We start from the raw sequence: 16,266 nt of genomic DNA on the forward strand, positions 1-16,266 counted from the left end.
GCCAGGCGGGGCAGCCGCCGGGGGCGCAGGGCCGGCGTCCGGGCTCGCGGGGCGGCAACGCGCCGCAAGGGTTGGGCAACCCCACCCCGGGTCAGGGGGCAGGTCGCGGCGGCATGGGCGGCCTGCTCAACGGCAGCACGCCCGGCGCGGCGGTGACCAAGGCGCTGAAGCAGAACGCCGGCCGCTTCACGTGGGTGGCCGCGGCGGTCGGGTCCAACAGCGCGTCGGGCTATCAACTCGCCACCGGGAAGCCGGTGATGCCGATCGGCGGTTTCAACGGCAGCGATCCGTCGCCGACCTTGGCCGAGTTCCAAAAGTTGGTCACGGATGGTCGGATCCACTACTTCATCGGCGGCGGCGGGGGCGGCCTGCCCGGCGGCGGCGCGGCGGGGGGCGGAATGCGCAGCATGGGCGGTAGCAACCAGTCCCAGGCGATCGCCACTTGGGTCGAGCAGACGTACGCGGCGACCACGGTGGACGGGGTGACCCTGTACGACCTGACCGACACCCGTACCGATGCCGACGTCGGCGACGGAGCGGACGAATCGTCACCAACTGTCTGACGTGGTGTCAAGCCTGGTGGGGCGGGCGGCAAACGGGGTGCCCCGATGATCCGTAGGATCCTCCCCCGTGACGACGATCAAGATGCGAAGGGTCGGGGCCGGACTGATCGGCCTGCTGACGACCTTGGCCATGGTGGGCGGGACCGCACCGTCCGCGATGGCCGACGAGACCGAAGCGACCGCGCCGCCGCCCAAGGTCGAGCTTGTGCTCGACGTGAGCGGTTCGATGAAGGCGCAAGACGCCGGCGGGTTGACCCGCATCGAGGCGGCGAAGAAGGCGTTCAACGAGGTGGTGGACGCGGTTCCGGGTGAGGCCGAACTGGGCGTGCGCGTACTGGGTGCGACGTATCCGGGCAACGACAAGAAGCTCGGATGCGTCGACACCCAGCAGCTCGCCCCGGTGGGCAAGCCGAACAAGGTGGAGATCAAGACCGCGATCGCGACGCTGCGTCCGACGGGCTTCACCCCGATCGCGCTGTCGCTTCGCGAGGCCGCGAAGGACCTCGGTACGGGTGCCGGTACCCGCAGGATCGTGCTGATCACCGACGGCGAGGAGACGTGCGCGCCGCCGGACCCGTGCGACGTGGCCCGCGAGTTGGCCGCGTCCGGGCTCAACCTGGTCGTGGACACGCTGGGCCTGGTCCCGGACGAGAACACCCGCCGTCAGCTGTCCTGCATCGCGGACGCGACGGGCGGCACCTACACGTCGGTCCAGAACGCGGACGAACTGTCCCAGCGTGTCCAGCAGATCGTCAAGCGCGCGGTGCGCGAGGCGGACGAGACGCCCGCGACCGTCAAGGGCAGCCCCAACGGCTGCCCGGACGCACCGGTGCTCGCGCCCGGCGTGTACAGCGACCGCGAGGAGTTCGGCCAACACCTGTGGTACAAGGTCCCGGTCAAGCCCAACCAGGAGTTGCGGGCGACCGCGACGGTGGGCGCGGACCGCAAGGTGGCGCGTGACTACGACGTCACGGTCACCGCGTTCAGCGAGGACGGTCGCGAACTGGTCGGCAACGCCGGTGCGGGCAACGGCCGTACCGACGTCCAGTCGGCGGGATTGCGCTACCCGTACCGCACCGACTCCGACAACGCGAAGACCAGGACGATCTGTCTCGTGGTCACCAACGCGTTCGCGGCGCAGCCGGGCGTGGCCACCGCGCCGGGCCTGCCCTTGGAGTTGACCGTGGACCTGGTCCACGCGTCGCACGCGAAGGCCGCGAACGTGCACGGTCTGGGCCGGGGTTGGGTCTTCCTGGGTGTGCTCGCACTGTTCGGTCTGGTCGCCGGCATTGTGATCGGTTGGCTGCGTCGTGGCATCAAGGCGATCGGAAAGGCTCTGTGATGCGGGCGATCTCCCTGCCGAGGGTGAGGAAAATGTTCGCCGCGACGGCTGCGGCCCTCGTGGGCGTGGCGCTGTTCGCCGCACCGGCGAGCGCGGAGCAGGACGTACCGCCGGGCACGTCGTTCACGGCGGCCGGCAAGCTCAAGACGGGTGACGAGGCGCGCTGGTCGGCGTCCGCGGGCGAGTATCTGTACTGGCAGTTCCCGGCGACGGCCGGCAAGGACATCAAGGCCAAGGTCGACCTCGAACTCGCGCCGGGTGCCGCGCGCAGCGGTCCGGTGACGTATCGGATCGAGATCTACGACGGCCTGCGTCGGCGCCAGCCGTGCGTCGAGGGCAACCAGGTCGCCGCCGCGCAGAAGACCGACGCGAAGGTCAGTCTGACCTGCACGCCGCGCACGGTCCGCGACTGGTCCGAGCCGTGGTCGACCGACCCGCTGCCGGGCACGTACTTCGTACGGGTCGCGGCGATGGAGGTCCCGGAGCTGGACGCCGGTCTGCCGATCAAGGTGACCGTGCGGGTGGATACCAAGGACGGCGACGATCAGGTCCCCACGTCGGACCGGCAGCTGTCCGATCCGCTGGTGCCGATCACCAAGGCCGGCGCCGTGCTGCAGAAGGGCCAGTCCTCGGACACGCGCAGTATCGCGTGGGACGAGGAGGAGGACCACTGGTACACGTGGGACTGGATGTCGGGCCCGAACGCCCGCTGGTTCTGGACCGCGCTCGCGACGTTCGTGGCGGCCCTGATGGGCATCCTGGGCTTCCAGCTGACCCGCAAGAAGCGCAGCTGGTTCAGCTGAGGGTGCGCAACGGCCCTTCGGGTCGCCCCGGCGCGCATCGCGCCGGGGCGACCCGAAATGATTCGACCCGGCACCGACAGTCGTCGGAGCAGTCGTCGAGGTTTTTCCCAGGAGCGGAGCACGCCATGGTGGTCGAGCACGTGGACATCGCCGTCACGCCGGGTCGCGAGGAGGAATTCGAGGCCGCGTTCGTTCGAGGCCGCGAGGTCCTCGCCGAGGCCGAGGGCTTTCGGTGGGCGCGCCTGCTCCGCCAGATCGAGGCCCCGTCGTCGTTCCTGGTGCTGATCGGCTGGGACACCCTGGAGGCGCACACGGTGGGCTTTCGCGAGTCGGAGCTGTTCGGGCAGTGGCGCGCCGTGGTCGGTCCGTTCTTCGCGGTGCCGCCGACGGTCGTGCACTACGCCGGCGAGCTGACCCCCGCCGGCGACGCGTAGTCCTTGCCGCGACGCCGCGGGTTGCGACGCCGCGTGTTGCGAGTCGCCCAGGCCCCTCGTCCCGAATCGAAATCGGGGTGGGGGGCCTTCGCGTCGGCCGGTCACCGGGTGCGCCGCAGCACCTCGTCGAACTCGACCTCGCCCACGGTGGTGAGCAGGCGTAGCTCGCCCGCATGGCGCTGCGGATCGGCGAAGTACTGGCGGTGGACCACGTCGGTGCGACCGTGCGCGAGGTCGATGCCGCCGTCCAACGCCTCGCCGGGCCCGAAGCCGCCTTGGCCGCCGCCCGGTCCCGTGGCCAACCGCGACCACTCGCCGCGCACGGACTCCAACGCCAGGAAGGTCAGGTCGCCGTGCCATTGCGGCCCGATCACCGTGACCCGAACCTCCAGGAGGCCACCGGTCTGCGCGCGCGTCAGCGCCGATCGCCACACGTACAGGGTGGGTTCCGCCGCCAACACCCGAGGCTCACCGAATACGTAGTTCTCCTTGCCGCGTAAAAGGCCCATGCCGCTCCAAAGGCAACCGAACCGGCCAAGGGCTACAGTCCACCATCGCAGCCGAACACACGGAAGCCCGTTGCGCTCACTCCTCCCACAGACCGGCGACCGTCAGCCCCGGGTCGATGTCCGCGAGGGCCTGCGTCGGGTCGAGGGCCGGCACCACCCGATGCGTGGCGGCGGCGTGCGCGTAGACCAGGAGCAGGTCCTCGGCCGTCCATCGGATCGACGGCCACAGTGCGTCACGCCCCGGTCGCAGTCGGGTCAACCTGGTGTGGAACTCGTCGAGTTCGGCCGGATTGGCGAAGCTGCGGGCGGCCTGCATCGCGTCGTCGTCGGTACGCAGGAGGGCATGCGCAGGGACCACGGGCACCCGCATGACCGCGTCGGGGTCGGTATCGGGCATGCCCATGCCGTGGGCGACCCGGTGCAGCGCGGACGCCATGAGGAGCGCGACGAGCAATCCACTGTCCTCTCGGACACCACCGGACGGGAAGAACCTCGCGTCCCAGAAGTACTGTTCGGCGTTCAGGTGCTCGCGCACGAGCATGCAGCCGATTCCCACACAACTCTGCGGCAGGGTTCTCGCAGCCATACCGTCACCGTACGGGTCCGGTGGCGCGCCGTGGCGTGGTTCCGGTTATTTACGACACTGCCCCTTTCGGATCATCACTCGCCGCGCGCAGCCGCCGATCGTCGCGCACGGATACGGCCGGCAACGTTCGGTGACCGCGATCGAGCACTCGGACGCACGCTGCGTCACGGCGTGGTCGCCCAAAAAAACCGCTCGTCGCGACCACCCCCCGGTCGGATCGGCCCGAGGACGCCACCAGGCGCGCCGCGCGGCCGTCGGGAGTAATCCACTGGCCGGCTCCCCCTGGGTGCCACTTATCCTTGAGCACGTAATGGGAACGCCAGTAGCCACATCTCCGCTCGCCGACCTCGAGGCGCGCCTGCCCCAGCTGATGCTTCGCGATCAGTACCGCCTGCGACGCCGCCTCGACGCGGTCCGCAAGGGCCGCAGAGGCCCGCACAAGGCCGCCGACAAGGGGCGCCTGGATGCCGAGTTCGACGCCGCCGAGACGCGGGTGGCGAACCGGCGCGCAGCCGTGCCCGCGATCAGCTATCCGCAGGCCCTGCCGGTCAGTCAAAAGAAGGACGACATCCTCGCCGCGATCCGCGACCACCAGGTCGTCATCGTCGCGGGCGAGACCGGATCCGGCAAGACCACCCAGATCCCGAAGATCTGCCTGGAGCTGGGCCGCGGCGTCCAGGGCCTGATCGGGCACACCCAGCCGCGCCGGATCGCCGCCCGCACCGTCGGCGACCGGATCGCCGAGGAGCTGGGCGGACAACTCGGCGACGTGGTCGGCTACAAGGTCCGCTTCACCGACCAGTCGAGCGACAGCACGCTGGTCAAGTTGATGACCGACGGCATCCTGCTCGCCGAGGTGCAAAACGACCGGATGCTGCGCCAGTACGACACGCTGATCATCGACGAGGCGCACGAACGCAGCCTCAACATCGACTTTCTGCTCGGCTACCTCAAACAGCTGCTGCCGCGCCGACCCGACCTCAAGGTGATCATCACCTCCGCGACGATCGACCCGGAGCGCTTCTCGCAGCACTTCGACGACGCGCCGATCATCGAGGTCTCGGGGCGTACGTATCCGGTCGAGGTGCGCTACCGCCCGCTCGTCGCGGACGCCGAGGACGGTGACGACGACGAGGGCGACGCCAAGCGCCGACCCGACGATCGTGACCAGGTGCAGGCGATCAGCGACGCGGTCGACGAGCTGATGGGCGAGGCGTCCGGCGACATCCTGGTCTTCCTCAGCGGCGAGCGGGAGATCCGCGACACCGCCGAGGCGCTGAACAAACGGCAGTTGCGCAACACCGAGGTACTGCCGCTGTACGCGCGCCTGTCGGCCGCGGAGCAGCATCGGGTGTTCCAGCAGCACTCCGGTCGCCGGATCGTCCTCGCGACCAACGTCGCGGAGACCTCGCTGACCGTCCCCGGCATCAAGTACGTGATCGACCCCGGCACCGCCCGGATCTCCCGCTACAGCCTGCGTACCAAGGTGCAGCGGCTGCCGATCGAGGCCGTTTCACAGGCGTCGGCCAACCAGCGCAAGGGCCGCAGCGGGCGCACCTCCGACGGCATCTGTATCCGGCTGTACTCCGAGAGCGACTTCGAGTCGCGCCCCGAGTTCACCGACCCGGAGATCCTGCGCACCAACCTGGCCTCGGTCATCCTCCAGATGACCGCGCTCGACCTCGGCGACATCGCCGCGTTCCCGTTCGTCGAACCGCCCGACCGGCGCAACATCAAGGACGGCGTGCAACTCCTGCACGAGCTGGGCGCGATCGACCCCGACGAGCAGGACCACCGCAAGCGGCTGACCCCGATCGGCCGCAAGCTCTCCCAACTCCCGGTGGACCCGCGACTGGCCCGGATGATCCTGGAGGCCGAGCGCAACGGTGTCGTGCGCGAGGTGCTGATCATCGCGTCCGCGCTGTCCATCCAGGACCCGCGTGAGCGGCCCGCCGACCAGCAACAGCACGCCGATCAGATGCACGCGCGGTTCGCCGACAAGGAATCCGACTTCCTCGCGTATCTGAACCTGTGGAACTACATCAAGGAGCAGCGCGACGAGTTGTCGTCGAGCCGGTTCCGCAAGATGTGCAAGAGCGAGTTCCTGCACTACCTGCGCATACGCGAGTGGCAGGATCTGCACAGCCAGTTGCGCCAAGCCGCCAAGTCGATCGGGATCGAGGCGGCGAGCGGCGAACCCCAGGAACCGAACACGCAGTTCATCCACACCGCGATCCTGTCGGGGCTGCTGTCGCACATCGGCCTGATGGACGCCGCCAAGCGCGAGTACGGCGGCGCGCGCGGCACGCGCTTCTCGGTCTTTCCCGGTTCGGCGTTGTTCAAGAAGCCGCCGCGGTGGGTGATGGCGGCCGAACTCGTCGAGACGTCGAAGCTGTGGGCCCGGATCGCGGGACGGATCGAGCCCGAGTGGATCGAGCCGCTCGCGGGTCACCTGATCAAGCGCACGTACAGCGAGCCGCACTGGGAACTGAAGATGGCCGCGGTGATGGCCTACGAGAAGGTCACGCTGTACGGCGTCCCGATCGTGGCCGCGCGCAAGGTCGGCTACGGCAAGGTCGACCCGGAGATGTCGCGTGATCTGTTCATCCGCCACGCGCTCGTCGAGGGCGACTGGCGCACCCACCACAAGTTCTTCGCCGAGAACCGCCGACTGCTCGCGGACGTCGAGGAGCTCGAACACCGGGCCCGGCGCCGGGACATCATGGTGGACGACGAGACGCTGTTCGACTTCTACGACGAGCGGATCCCCGCCGACGTGGTCTCCGGGCGGCACTTCGACGCGTGGTGGAAGAAGGCCCAGCGCGCCGAGCCGGACCTGCTGAGCTTCGAGAAGTCCATGCTGATCAACGCCAAGGCCGGCGGGATCACCGAGGAGAACTACCCGAACACGTGGGTGGTCGAGGGCATCGAGCTCAAGCTGACCTACCAGTTCGAGCCGGGGTCCGACGCCGACGGCGTGACCGCGCACATCCCGGTCGCGGTGCTCAACCAGTTGACCGGCGAGGGCTTCGACTGGCAGATCCCGGGCCTGCGCGAGGAGTTGGTGACCTCCTACATCCGCTCGCTGCCCAAGAACATGCGCCGGGGGTTCGTGCCCGCGCCGGACTACGCGCGGTCGATCCTGACCCGTCTGAAACCGGGTCGGGGGTCCTTGGTGGACGTCCTGGAGCGGGAGTTGAGCCGCATGGCCGGCATGCCGGTCAAGCGGGAGACGTGGGACCTGTCGAAGATTCCCGAGCACCTGCGGATGACGTTCCGGGTGCTCGACGACAACAAGCGCACGCTCGCCGAGGGCAAGGACCTGGAAGAGCTCAAGCTCAAGTTGCGCGACCGGATGCGCGCGGCGGTCTCCGAGGCCGCGAGCACGCTGGACATGGAACGCTCGGGCGTCACTTCCTGGACGATCGGCGAGTTGCCGCGCGTGGTCGAGCAAAAGCGCGGGCCACTGGTGGTCAAGGCGTATCCGGCGCTCGTCGACGAGGGCGCGAGCGTCGCGGTACGGCTGTTCGACCGCGAGCCGGAGCAGATGCGCTCGATGTGGCTCGGCACCCGGCGGCTGGTGCTGCTGAACGTGCAGTCACCGGTGAAGCAGATCCAGGGCCGGCTGCCGAACATGGCCAAGCTGACGCTCAGTCACAATCCGCACGGCGGCATCGACGCCCTCTTCGAGGACATCCTCGCGTGCGCGAGCGACATGCTGATCGTGGACGCGGGCGGCCCGGCGTGGGACGAAGCGGGCTTTGCCAAGCTGCGGGAGCGGGTGAAGGCGGGGCTGCCGCGACTGACCGAGGACACCGTGGTCAAGGTCGAGCGGATCCTCGGCGCGTCGCACAACGTCGCCGGCCGGCTCAAGACCACCCGCAGCCCGGCGTTGGCGCCAGCGCTCGCGGACCTCAAGGCGCAGTACACCGCGCTGATCCACAAGGGTTTCGTGGCCGAGTCCGGCTGGCGCCGACTGCCGGACGTACACCGCTACCTGCAAGCCATGGAGCGACGCCTGCAACGCCTGGAGGCGGACCCGGTCCGCGACCGCGAGCGCATGCTGAAGGTCCATCAGATCCAGGCCGCCTACCAGGAGTTGATGGGCCGTCAGGCCAAGTCCGCGCCGATTCCCACCGAAATCGCGGCGATCCGCTGGCAGATCGAGGAACTGCGCGTGAGCTACTTCGCCCAGTCGCTCGGCACTCCGCAGCCGGTGTCGGACAAGAGGATCCTGAAGACGATCGAGGAGTTGGCCGGCTGACCATCGGCTCGGGTCCGGCCCGGTTCGGCTCGGCCCGGTTCGGCCCGGCTCGGCCCGGCGTCTGGCTCAGACCAGGTCGTTCTTGAACAGGTCGTGGTCGGTCAGCAGCTTCTCCAGGCGGGCCTGGTCCACGCGGCTGACCACGGCCTCGCTCTCCTGCCGGTCGCGCACGACCTTGGCGAGGGTGATGCTGGAGGTCACGACGTAGAGCACGCCGATGCCCAGGAAGGCCCGGATCCACCGGTCCACCGGCAGGTAGGCGATGCCGATCAGCACGGCGCTGACGGACACCGCGAAGGACAGCGCGGACTGGACGAAGAAGCCCTGGGTGTTGTTGGTGTTGCGCAGCGGCGTTGTCATGCCTCAAGTGTTCGCCGACAGGCGGCGCCGCACATGAGTACGACTACTCAACTCGCGGGATCGGTCCCGGAGTCGGGGGCGGCCGCGAAGTGACGCCGGCCCCCTCGACTCCGAGACCTATTCCGGTCGGCTACGCCGCGCGCCACCTGACACGGCTGTCGCCGGCCTTGGCGGAGCAGACCATCAAGGTGCCCTTGACGGTGGTACCGGTCGCACCCTCGGGGCTGCAGAACGCCCCCGGATGGACGGAGCCACCGGTGTCGGGCGGCGGGTCCTTCTTCGGCGGATCCTCCTTGGGCGGGTCCTTCTTCGGCGGGTCGGCCTTGGGTGGGTCCTTCTTCGGGGGGTCGGCCTTGGGTGGGTCCTTCTTCGGGGGGTCCGCCTTCGGGGTGTCACGCTTCGGCGGGTCCGCCTTGGGCGGGTCCGGTACGTTCGCCGTTTCCGGCGTCGGTTCGATCACCGGCGGCTGCTCGACCGGAGCGGCCGTGGTCGGCGGCGGTTCCGTGGTCGGGGCCGCGGTCGTCGGGGGCGCCGACGTGGCCGGGACGGCCGTCGTGGTGACGGGGGTCGGGAGCGGTGAGGACGTCGAGGCCGGCGTGACCTTGTCGGCGTCCTTGCCGTCCTTCGAGTCCCCGATCGCACCCGACGCCGCGCCGAGGAACAGCAGACCGGCCGCGACGCCGGCGCCGATCTTCACCGGCTTGAGCCACGTGGTGAATTTGATCATCAGGAAGATGCCGACCGGCGCGAACAGGACGAGCAGCACGACGATCCACAAGGTACGTCGATACCAGGGAAGTGGCGGCTGGGGTTGCGGAGGGAACCTGTGTGGCTGCGGAGGGTACGCGTCTCCGAAGCCCGGGCCCCCACCCGTTCCATATGACATGTGCGCATGGTGGCAGCAGCGACACGTGTGAATCGATCACGTGATCGAATCGAGATTCGGCCACCAACCGCCTTGTAGGCGAGTGGCCGATAAATGCCGTGGTTTCGGCTCGACGCGCAAAGGGGCGCCGGGCCGTCCCGAGGGATGGCCCGGCGCCCCTGCCGCGGCTACGGCAACAATCGCGCCTACGTCGCCTACCGCGACTACCGCGACTACGCGGCGATCGAGTGCGTCGCCGTGGCCGGCTCCAACGCCAACTCCAGCACCTCGCGCACGTCGGCGACCGCGTGCACGGTGAGCCGGCTGAGGACCTCCTCGGGGACGTCGTCCAGGTCGGCCTCGTTGCGCTTGGGGATCAGCACCGTCGTGACGCCGGCCCGCTCCGCCGCGAGCAGCTTCTGCTTGACGCCGCCGATCGGCAACACCCGCCCGGTAAGGGATACTTCACCGGTCATCGCGACATCCGACCGAACCGGGCGCCCGGTCAGCAGCGACACCAGCGCCGTGGTCATCGTGACACCGGCACTGGGACCGTCCTTGGGCACGGCGCCCGCGGGGACGTGGATGTGCACGCCGCGGTCCTTCAGATCGCCGACCGGCACCTCCAGCTCCGCCCCGCGCGAGCGCAGGTACGACAGCGCTATCTGGGCCGACTCCTTCATCACGTCGCCGAGCTGACCGGTCAGGGTCAGCCCCGTACCGCCCGTCTCCGCGTCCGCCAGCGACGCCTCGATGTACAGCACGTCGCCGCCCGCACCGGTGACCGCCAGGCCGGTGGCCACGCCCGGAACCGCCGTACGCTGCTCGGCCTTGCTCAGCAACGACTCCGGGGTGTGCCGCGGCCGGCCGAGGTAGTCACGCAGGTCGCCCGCGTCCACGACGATCGGCAACGGGTGCGATTCGGCGTCGAGCGCCTGCCGGGCCGCGACCTTGCGCAGCACCCGGGCAATGGAGCGCTCCAGGGTACGCACGCCCGCCTCGCGGGTGTACTCCCCCGCGAGCAGCCGCAGCGCGTCCTCGGTGAAGCTCACCTCGCTCGCGTCCAGGCCCGCCTTGTCGAGCTGGCGGGTGATCAGGTGATCACGGGCGATGACGACCTTCTCGTCCTCGGTGTAGCCGTCGAGCCGGACCAGTTCCATCCGGTCGAGCAGCGGCTCGGGGATGGTCTCCAGCACGTTGGCCGTGGCCAGGAACACGACGTCGGACAGGTCGAGTTCGACCTCGAGGTAGTGGTCCCGGAAGGTGTGGTTCTGCGCCGGGTCCAAGACCTCCAGGAGGGCCGCCGTCGGATCGCCCCGATAGTCGGAGCCGACCTTGTCGATCTCGTCGAGCAGGACGACGGGGTTCATGCTGCCCGCCTCCTTGATCGCCCGAACGATCCGACCGGGCAGCGCACCCACGTACGTCCTGCGGTGACCGCGGACCTCGGCCTCGTCGCGCACCCCGCCGAGGGCGACGCGCACGAACGAGCGGCCCATCGCGCGGGCGACGGACTCGCCCAGCGACGTCTTGCCGACGCCGGGCGGACCCACGAGCGCGAGCACCGCGCCGGAGCGCCGACCGCCGACGACACCCAGACCGCGCTCCTCGCGACGCTTGCGAACCGCCAGGTATTCGACGATGCGCTCCTTGACGTCCACGAGACCCGAGTGGTCCGCGTCCAGGATCGCGCGGGCCTCGGCGATGTCGTACGCGTCCTCGGTCCGCTCGTTCCACGGCATTTCCAGGACGGTGTCCAGCCACGTGCGGATCCAGCCGCCCTCGGGCGACGCGTCGGACGCGTGCTCCAGCTTGTCGACCTCCTTGAGGGCCGCTTCGAGCACCTTCTCCGGCAGGTTCGCGGCCTCGACCCGCGCCCGGTAGTCCTCTTCCTCACTGTCCGGGGTGCCGTTGAGCTCGTTGAGCTCCTTGCGCACCGCGGCGAGCTGCTGCTTGAGCAGGAACTCGCGCTGCTGCTTGTCCATGCCCTCCTGGACGTCCTTGCGGATCGTCTCGGCGACGTCGAGCTCGGCGAGGTGGTCGCGCGTCCAGCCGACCACCTTGGTCAGCCGCTCCCGGACGTCGACGGTCTGGAGCACGTCGATCTTCTGCTGGAGCGTCAGGTAGGGCGCGTATCCGGAGTTGTCGGCCAGGTCACTGGGGTCCTCCAGCGCCTGGACGTGGTCCACGACCTGCCACGCGCCACGCTTGCCGAGCACGGTGGTGACCAGGGCCTTGTACTCGCGGGCCAGCTCCTGGGTCTGCTCGTCGGCCTCGACGTCCGCCACCCGGGTCGCCTCGACCCACAGGGCCGCGCCCGGCCCGGTCGTACCACTGCCGATGCGCACCCGACTCACCCCGCGTACGACCACCACGGACTCCCCGCCCGGCAGCCGCCCGACCTGCTCGATCACCCCGAGCGTGCCGACGGCGGGGTATTGCCCGCCGTCGCGTGGAACAAGCAGCACCCGCGCCTTGCTCTCCGTACGGATGCCCGCCCCGCTCTGCTGCCCGGCGGCGGCGCGGGCGGCATCCACGGCCGCGCGCGTCTCGGCGTCGTCGAGTTCGAGCGGGACCACCATGCCGGGCAGAACGACAACGTCGTCCAAGGGAAGAACCGGCAGGGTCAGAGTCCCGATGGTCTCGCTCATGTCATACCCCTCAAGTCGCCACAGTCGAAAAACTTGCGCTGCATTGACTCAAGAAACAAGAGCCCCCCTTTGTTCCCCACCTCTTGCCCCGGGTGTTCGCCCTCGGCGAATTCCTGTCCTACGACGTGTCTCTTCGCGCGACGCAGACAAAGCGCGCTCGCGTGAGATGGGGGTTTCGGCCGGTGGGGCTCGGCTGTGACCTCGCCGGTCGTCACACGCGCGAGCCGCCCTCGCTTCCCCGTCGTCTTTCCTCACCCCTCCCGGGGAATCCGGCGGTGAGGAACGCCGACGGCTGTCCCGAGGGCGCTACCGCTCCGGGCCGGCGTCCCGGTGGTGGGTGGCGTGCAGGCTGCCGAGCAGGGAGAGCGCCTGGGCGCTGGGGCTGCCCGGTTCGGCGTGGTAGATCACCAACTGCTGGCCGGACGCGCCGCGGACGTCGAAGGTCTGGTAGGTGAGGTCGAGGGGCCCGACGTCGGGGTGGACGAGCTTCTTGCCGTCACGGGACTTCCCGTGGACGCTGTGCGCGGACCACAGGGCGGCGAACTCGTCGCTCTCCTCGATCAGGGCGTCGACGAGATCGTGCAGGCGCCGATAATTCGGGTCCAGGCCCATGGCGTGGCGCAGTCCGGCGACGACCGCCTCCGCTGCCCGCCCCCACTGCGTGAAGAAGTCTCGCGCGGCCGGGTCGAGGAAGGTCATGCGCGCCATGTTGTCCATGGTCTCGAACGCGGAGAACAGCGCGACGGCCAGCGCGTTCGACGCCAGGAAGTCGTCGGCCGGGTTCAGGACGAACGCCGCCGCGTTCGGATACGCGTCCAGCAGTTGCCGCAGCGCGGGACTGACCGCCTCCCTCGGCTGCCGCCGACTCTCCGGCGCGGTGCCCGCCAACCGGAACATGTGCGCCCGCGCTTCGTCGTCCATCAGCAGCGCGCCGCCGATCGCTTCGAGGATCTGCGGGGAAGGGCTGCGCTCGCGGCCCTGTTCGAGGCGGGCGTAGTAGTCGCTGTTCATGCCGGCCAAAACGGCGACCTCCTCCCGTCGCAGCCCCGCCACCCGGCGCGCGCCGTAGGAGGCGAGCCCGACGTCGTCGGGTCGCAGGCGGGCGCGGTGGGCGCGGAGGAATTCTCCGAGATCGTTGCCGTTCACCCCTCCAGGCTAGGTCGTCCTCCACGGCGCGTGCCTGGGTGCGCCGTACCCGGGCACGACTCGTCCTGGTTCGGCTCCCTCCGGCCGCCCACGCTGGTGATCGGCATCCGCGAAAGCAAGGGAGCGCATGGTGGGAAAGCAGTCGAGTACGCCGGAGGACGCCTCCGGGCGAAGGACCGGTGACGTGGACGTGGTCGGAATGTGGGTGACGGCGGACGGGCACATCCGGCAGGAGCTCCGCGCCGACGGCCGCTACGACGAGGCCCGCGGCACCCGTCGCAGCGCCTACACCGGCCGCTACACGGTGACCGGCGCCCATCTCGACTACGTCGACGACACCGGCTTCACCGCCACGGGCGACATCCGCGACGGCGTGCTCTTCCACGAGCACCTCGTCCTCCACAAGGAAGAGCTGGCATGACTCACACGACCAAGACCTTGCTGATCACCGGCGCCGGCAGTGGCCTCGGCCGCGCCTTCGCCATCGCGGCTCTCGACGCCGGACACACCGTCGTCGGCACCGTCCGCAAGGACGCCGACGCGACCGCCTTCACCGCCCTGCACCGCGAGCGTGCGCACGCCCGCATCCTCGACGTGACCGACGACGAGGCCGTGTTCGCCGTGGTGGGTGAGGTGGAGGACGTCGTCGGCCCCATCGACGTGCTGATCGCCAACGCCGGCTACGGCCTGGAGGGCACCTTCGAGGAGACGCCCCTGGCCGACCTGCGCGCCCAGTTCGACGTCAACGTCTTCGGCGCGGCAGCCACCGTCCAGGCCGTCCTGCCGTTCATGCGCGAACGGCGCCGCGGGCACATCCTGGCCGTCACCTCCATGGGCGGCCTGGCCGGCTTTCCCGGGGTATCCGCCTACTGCGGCAGCAAATACGCCCTCGAAGGCATCCTCGAAGCCGTCGGCAAGGAAATCGCGGCCTTCGGCATCCACGTCACCGCGATCGAGCCCGGATCCTTCCGCACCGACTGGGCCGGGCGCTCGATGATCCGCGCACCGCGGTCCATCCCCGACTACGACGACCTGTTCGAACCCATCCGCGCCGCCCGCCGACAGGCCGACGGGCGGCAACTCGGCAACCCGGCCCAAGCGGCCGCCGCCGTTTTGCACATCCTCGACGCACCCGACCCGCCCGCCCACCTCGTCCTCGGCTCCGACGCCCTACGCCTGATCCGAGCAGGCCGCGACGCCGTCGACAGTGACCTGAACACGTGGGAAGACCTCGCCCGTTCCACCGACTTCCCCCAGGGAAGCTGAGCCGGCGAGCAGACACCCCGCTCGGTACGCAAGCCCGGAACCCGGAACCGGGGGGACCGGGAACCGCAGCGGAACCCGGGCGGGAATCGAGGCTGCCACCCGCACCGCCGCCATGTCGGCGGCGTGCGGGGCCGGCAGTGACAGGTCTTCACCCTCTGTAGGCGGCCTGTTCACGTGGGGGCGAAGGTGCGGTAGTGCCGATAGGCGATCATGGGGGCGGGTGTAAGAACCCGGGACACCGCCATCGGGACCCGCGGACCCGTCCGGCGGATCCGTATTCGCGCTCGGACCCACGAAGGACGGCACGTGACCGACTACGAGGACCACATCGTCATCTATCGACGAGAGCACAGCCGTTCGTGCCGACACATGCTCCCGATCGTCCGCACGATCGCCAACGGCATCGGTATCCCGCTGCGGGAAGTGGTGATGGACACCGCCGCGGCCGACCACGCGGGACTACCGGTCCTGCCCACGACCCGTCGCATCCGCAACGGGACGATCATCGGCGAGGTGATCGGGGCGATGCCGCCGACCCAGGTGGTGGCGGCGCTGGCCCATCCGATGCCGCGGAGCTGAGCACACACCGGTAATCCATGACCACCACACGACGGCGACGCTGCCCGAAACGGCGTCGTCGTTTTTTCGTGGGTCAAGCACGCGGACACGGTCGCGGGCCCGGAGAACCGGGTCGCGGGAACCGAGCGCCGGATGCACGCAGTTGCCCGACCAAACCACGCTTGACTTCAAGTGAGCTTTAGCTTCTAACGTTTCTCTCGTCACCCGGCGCACCGGTCGCCGGGGACACCCAGTACCTCTCGGGGGAACGCCATGAGCATCGCCACGAACTCGATCACCGACACCGCCGCCACCGCATCGGCCACTCGTTTCCGTCTCGCCGTCATCGTCGGCAGCACTCGCGAGGGCCGCTTCGCGCCGGTCGTCTCCGACTGGTTCGCCGAGAAGGCCGAGCAGCACGGCGACTTCGCGGTGGACGTGATCGACCTCGCCGAGATCGAACTCCCGGCCGTGTGGTCCGCGATGGGCAGCGAACCGGCCGCCGTGGTCAAGGCGTTGGGTCTGCGGCTCGCCGCCGCCGATGCCTTCGTCGTGGTCACGCCGGAGTACAACCACAGCTTCCCGGCCGGCCTCAAGAACATGATCGACCTCTACCGCGGCGAGTGGCAGGGCAAGCCGGTCGGTTTCGTGTCGTACGGCGGTATCTCCGGCGGCCTGCGCGCCGTCGAGCAGCTTCGGCTGATCTTCGCCGAGCAACACATGGTCACCACGCGGGACGGTCTGGCCTTCCCGATGGCGTGGGAGAAGTTCGACGCCGACGGTCGTCCCGTCGACGTCGCGGGCACCGACGGCGCGGCCGCGGTGATGCTCGACCAGCTCGCCTGGTGGTCGCACGCGACGCGGCAGATGCGCACGAGCCGCCCCTACGGCGTCTGACTCGCCCCGCCCGTTCCCGCCG

Annotated in this window: 14 protein-coding genes and 1 pseudogene; 9 read left to right on the forward strand and 6 right to left on the reverse strand. The window is 69.6% G+C overall.

Annotated elements, in window-relative coordinates:
* The 4 genes and pseudogenes from GT354_RS23895 to GT354_RS23910 all read left to right on the forward strand — a co-directional run.
* Nucleotides 1–563: pseudogene (locus GT354_RS23895) on the forward strand (glycosyl transferase); the annotation flags it as partial.
* An 82-nt stretch (nt 564–645) separates the two neighbouring features.
* On the forward strand, nt 646–1,905 hold the full coding sequence (locus tag GT354_RS23900; RefSeq protein ID WP_161358455.1) for a VWA domain-containing protein: 1,260 nt from the start codon (nt 646–648) through the stop codon (nt 1,903–1,905).
* A gap of 32 nt (nt 1,906–1,937) precedes the next feature.
* Entirely contained in the window at nt 1,938–2,708 is a 771-nt protein-coding gene (locus tag GT354_RS23905) for a peptidase (RefSeq protein ID WP_161358428.1), read from the forward strand.
* A gap of 125 nt (nt 2,709–2,833) precedes the next feature.
* Complete coding sequence (locus GT354_RS23910; RefSeq protein WP_161358429.1) at nt 2,834–3,142, forward strand: antibiotic biosynthesis monooxygenase; 309 nt, start codon at nt 2,834–2,836, stop codon at nt 3,140–3,142.
* 101 nt (nt 3,143–3,243) lie between these two features.
* Here GT354_RS23910 and GT354_RS23915 read toward each other — a convergent pair whose 3' ends face one another.
* Both GT354_RS23915 and GT354_RS23920 read right to left on the reverse strand, forming a co-directional pair.
* Nucleotides 3,244–3,651, reverse strand: a complete 408-nt coding sequence (locus tag GT354_RS23915) for a hypothetical protein (protein ID WP_161358430.1) — start codon at nt 3,649–3,651, stop codon at nt 3,244–3,246.
* Nucleotides 3,652–3,727: 76 nt separating this feature from the next.
* Nucleotides 3,728–4,237: a hypothetical protein gene (locus GT354_RS23920; protein ID WP_161358431.1), complete on the reverse strand. Its 510-nt coding sequence runs from the start codon at nt 4,235–4,237 to the stop codon at nt 3,728–3,730.
* Between the two features lie 310 nt (nt 4,238–4,547).
* Here GT354_RS23920 and hrpA point away from each other — a divergent pair, with 310 nt between their 5' ends.
* Entirely contained in the window at nt 4,548–8,501 is a 3,954-nt protein-coding gene (hrpA, locus tag GT354_RS23925) for an ATP-dependent RNA helicase HrpA (protein ID WP_161358432.1), read from the forward strand.
* 66 nt (nt 8,502–8,567) lie between these two features.
* Here the strand turns inward: hrpA and GT354_RS23930 are convergent, their stop codons facing one another.
* From GT354_RS23930 to GT354_RS23945, 4 genes are all read right to left on the reverse strand, one after another.
* Entirely contained in the window at nt 8,568–8,861 is a 294-nt protein-coding gene (locus tag GT354_RS23930; RefSeq protein WP_161358433.1) for a YiaA/YiaB family inner membrane protein, read from the reverse strand.
* A gap of 130 nt (nt 8,862–8,991) precedes the next feature.
* Nucleotides 8,992–9,639 (reverse strand): hypothetical protein, encoded by a 648-nt coding sequence (locus GT354_RS23935; protein ID WP_161358434.1) that lies wholly within the window; start codon nt 9,637–9,639, stop codon nt 8,992–8,994.
* Nucleotides 9,640–9,959: 320 nt separating this feature from the next.
* Complete coding sequence (gene lon / locus GT354_RS23940) at nt 9,960–12,377, reverse strand: endopeptidase La (protein ID WP_161358435.1); 2,418 nt, start codon at nt 12,375–12,377, stop codon at nt 9,960–9,962.
* 306 nt (nt 12,378–12,683) lie between these two features.
* Nucleotides 12,684–13,523, reverse strand: coding sequence for a helix-turn-helix transcriptional regulator (locus tag GT354_RS23945; protein WP_161358436.1), 840 nt, complete (start codon nt 13,521–13,523; stop codon nt 12,684–12,686).
* A gap of 127 nt (nt 13,524–13,650) precedes the next feature.
* On the opposite strand from GT354_RS23945, the gene GT354_RS23950 reads away from it, so the two are divergent.
* The 4 genes from GT354_RS23950 (at nt 13,651) to GT354_RS23965 (ending at nt 16,244) form a co-directional block, all read left to right on the forward strand.
* On the forward strand, nt 13,651–13,944 hold the full coding sequence (locus tag GT354_RS23950; protein ID WP_161358437.1) for an Atu4866 domain-containing protein: 294 nt from the start codon (nt 13,651–13,653) through the stop codon (nt 13,942–13,944).
* The gene (locus GT354_RS23955; RefSeq protein ID WP_161358438.1) at nt 13,941–14,789 is read left to right on the forward strand and encodes an oxidoreductase; all 849 of its coding nucleotides are present in this window, start codon (nt 13,941–13,943) and stop codon (nt 14,787–14,789) included. The genes GT354_RS23950 and GT354_RS23955 overlap by 4 nt, the downstream gene beginning before the upstream one ends.
* 306 nt (nt 14,790–15,095) lie before the next feature.
* The gene (locus GT354_RS23960; RefSeq protein WP_161358439.1) at nt 15,096–15,368 is read left to right on the forward strand and encodes a hypothetical protein; all 273 of its coding nucleotides are present in this window, start codon (nt 15,096–15,098) and stop codon (nt 15,366–15,368) included.
* Between the two features lie 252 nt (nt 15,369–15,620).
* Nucleotides 15,621–16,244, forward strand: a complete 624-nt coding sequence (locus tag GT354_RS23965; RefSeq protein ID WP_161358440.1) for an NAD(P)H-dependent oxidoreductase — start codon at nt 15,621–15,623, stop codon at nt 16,242–16,244.
* The last annotated feature ends 22 nt before the right edge of the window (nt 16,245–16,266 follow it).

The organism is Streptomyces sp. SID3343, assembly GCF_009865215.1.
Lineage (GTDB): Bacteria > Actinomycetota > Actinomycetes > Streptomycetales > Streptomycetaceae > Embleya.

What these genes read in the sequence shown, in the direction of transcription:
- GT354_RS23920 (WP_161358431.1), bottom strand. Translation starts at nt 4,237, where the DNA reads ATGGCTGCGAGAACCCTGCCGCAGAGTTGTGTGGGAATCGGCTGCATG.
- hrpA (WP_161358432.1), top strand. Translation starts at nt 4,548, where the DNA reads ATGGGAACGCCAGTAGCCACATCTCCGCTCGCCGACCTCGAGGCGCGC.
- GT354_RS23905 (WP_161358428.1), top strand. Translation starts at nt 1,938, where the DNA reads ATGTTCGCCGCGACGGCTGCGGCCCTCGTGGGCGTGGCGCTGTTCGCC.
- GT354_RS23930 (WP_161358433.1), bottom strand. Translation starts at nt 8,861, where the DNA reads ATGACAACGCCGCTGCGCAACACCAACAACACCCAGGGCTTCTTCGTC.
- GT354_RS23910 (WP_161358429.1), top strand. Translation starts at nt 2,834, where the DNA reads ATGGTGGTCGAGCACGTGGACATCGCCGTCACGCCGGGTCGCGAGGAG.
- GT354_RS23955 (WP_161358438.1), top strand. Translation starts at nt 13,941, where the DNA reads ATGACTCACACGACCAAGACCTTGCTGATCACCGGCGCCGGCAGTGGC.
- lon (WP_161358435.1), bottom strand. Translation starts at nt 12,377, where the DNA reads ATGAGCGAGACCATCGGGACTCTGACCCTGCCGGTTCTTCCCTTGGAC.
- GT354_RS23950 (WP_161358437.1), top strand. Translation starts at nt 13,651, where the DNA reads ATGGTGGGAAAGCAGTCGAGTACGCCGGAGGACGCCTCCGGGCGAAGG.
- GT354_RS23915 (WP_161358430.1), bottom strand. Translation starts at nt 3,651, where the DNA reads ATGGGCCTTTTACGCGGCAAGGAGAACTACGTATTCGGTGAGCCTCGG.
- GT354_RS23900 (WP_161358455.1), top strand. Translation starts at nt 646, where the DNA reads ATGCGAAGGGTCGGGGCCGGACTGATCGGCCTGCTGACGACCTTGGCC.
- GT354_RS23965 (WP_161358440.1), top strand. Translation starts at nt 15,621, where the DNA reads ATGAGCATCGCCACGAACTCGATCACCGACACCGCCGCCACCGCATCG.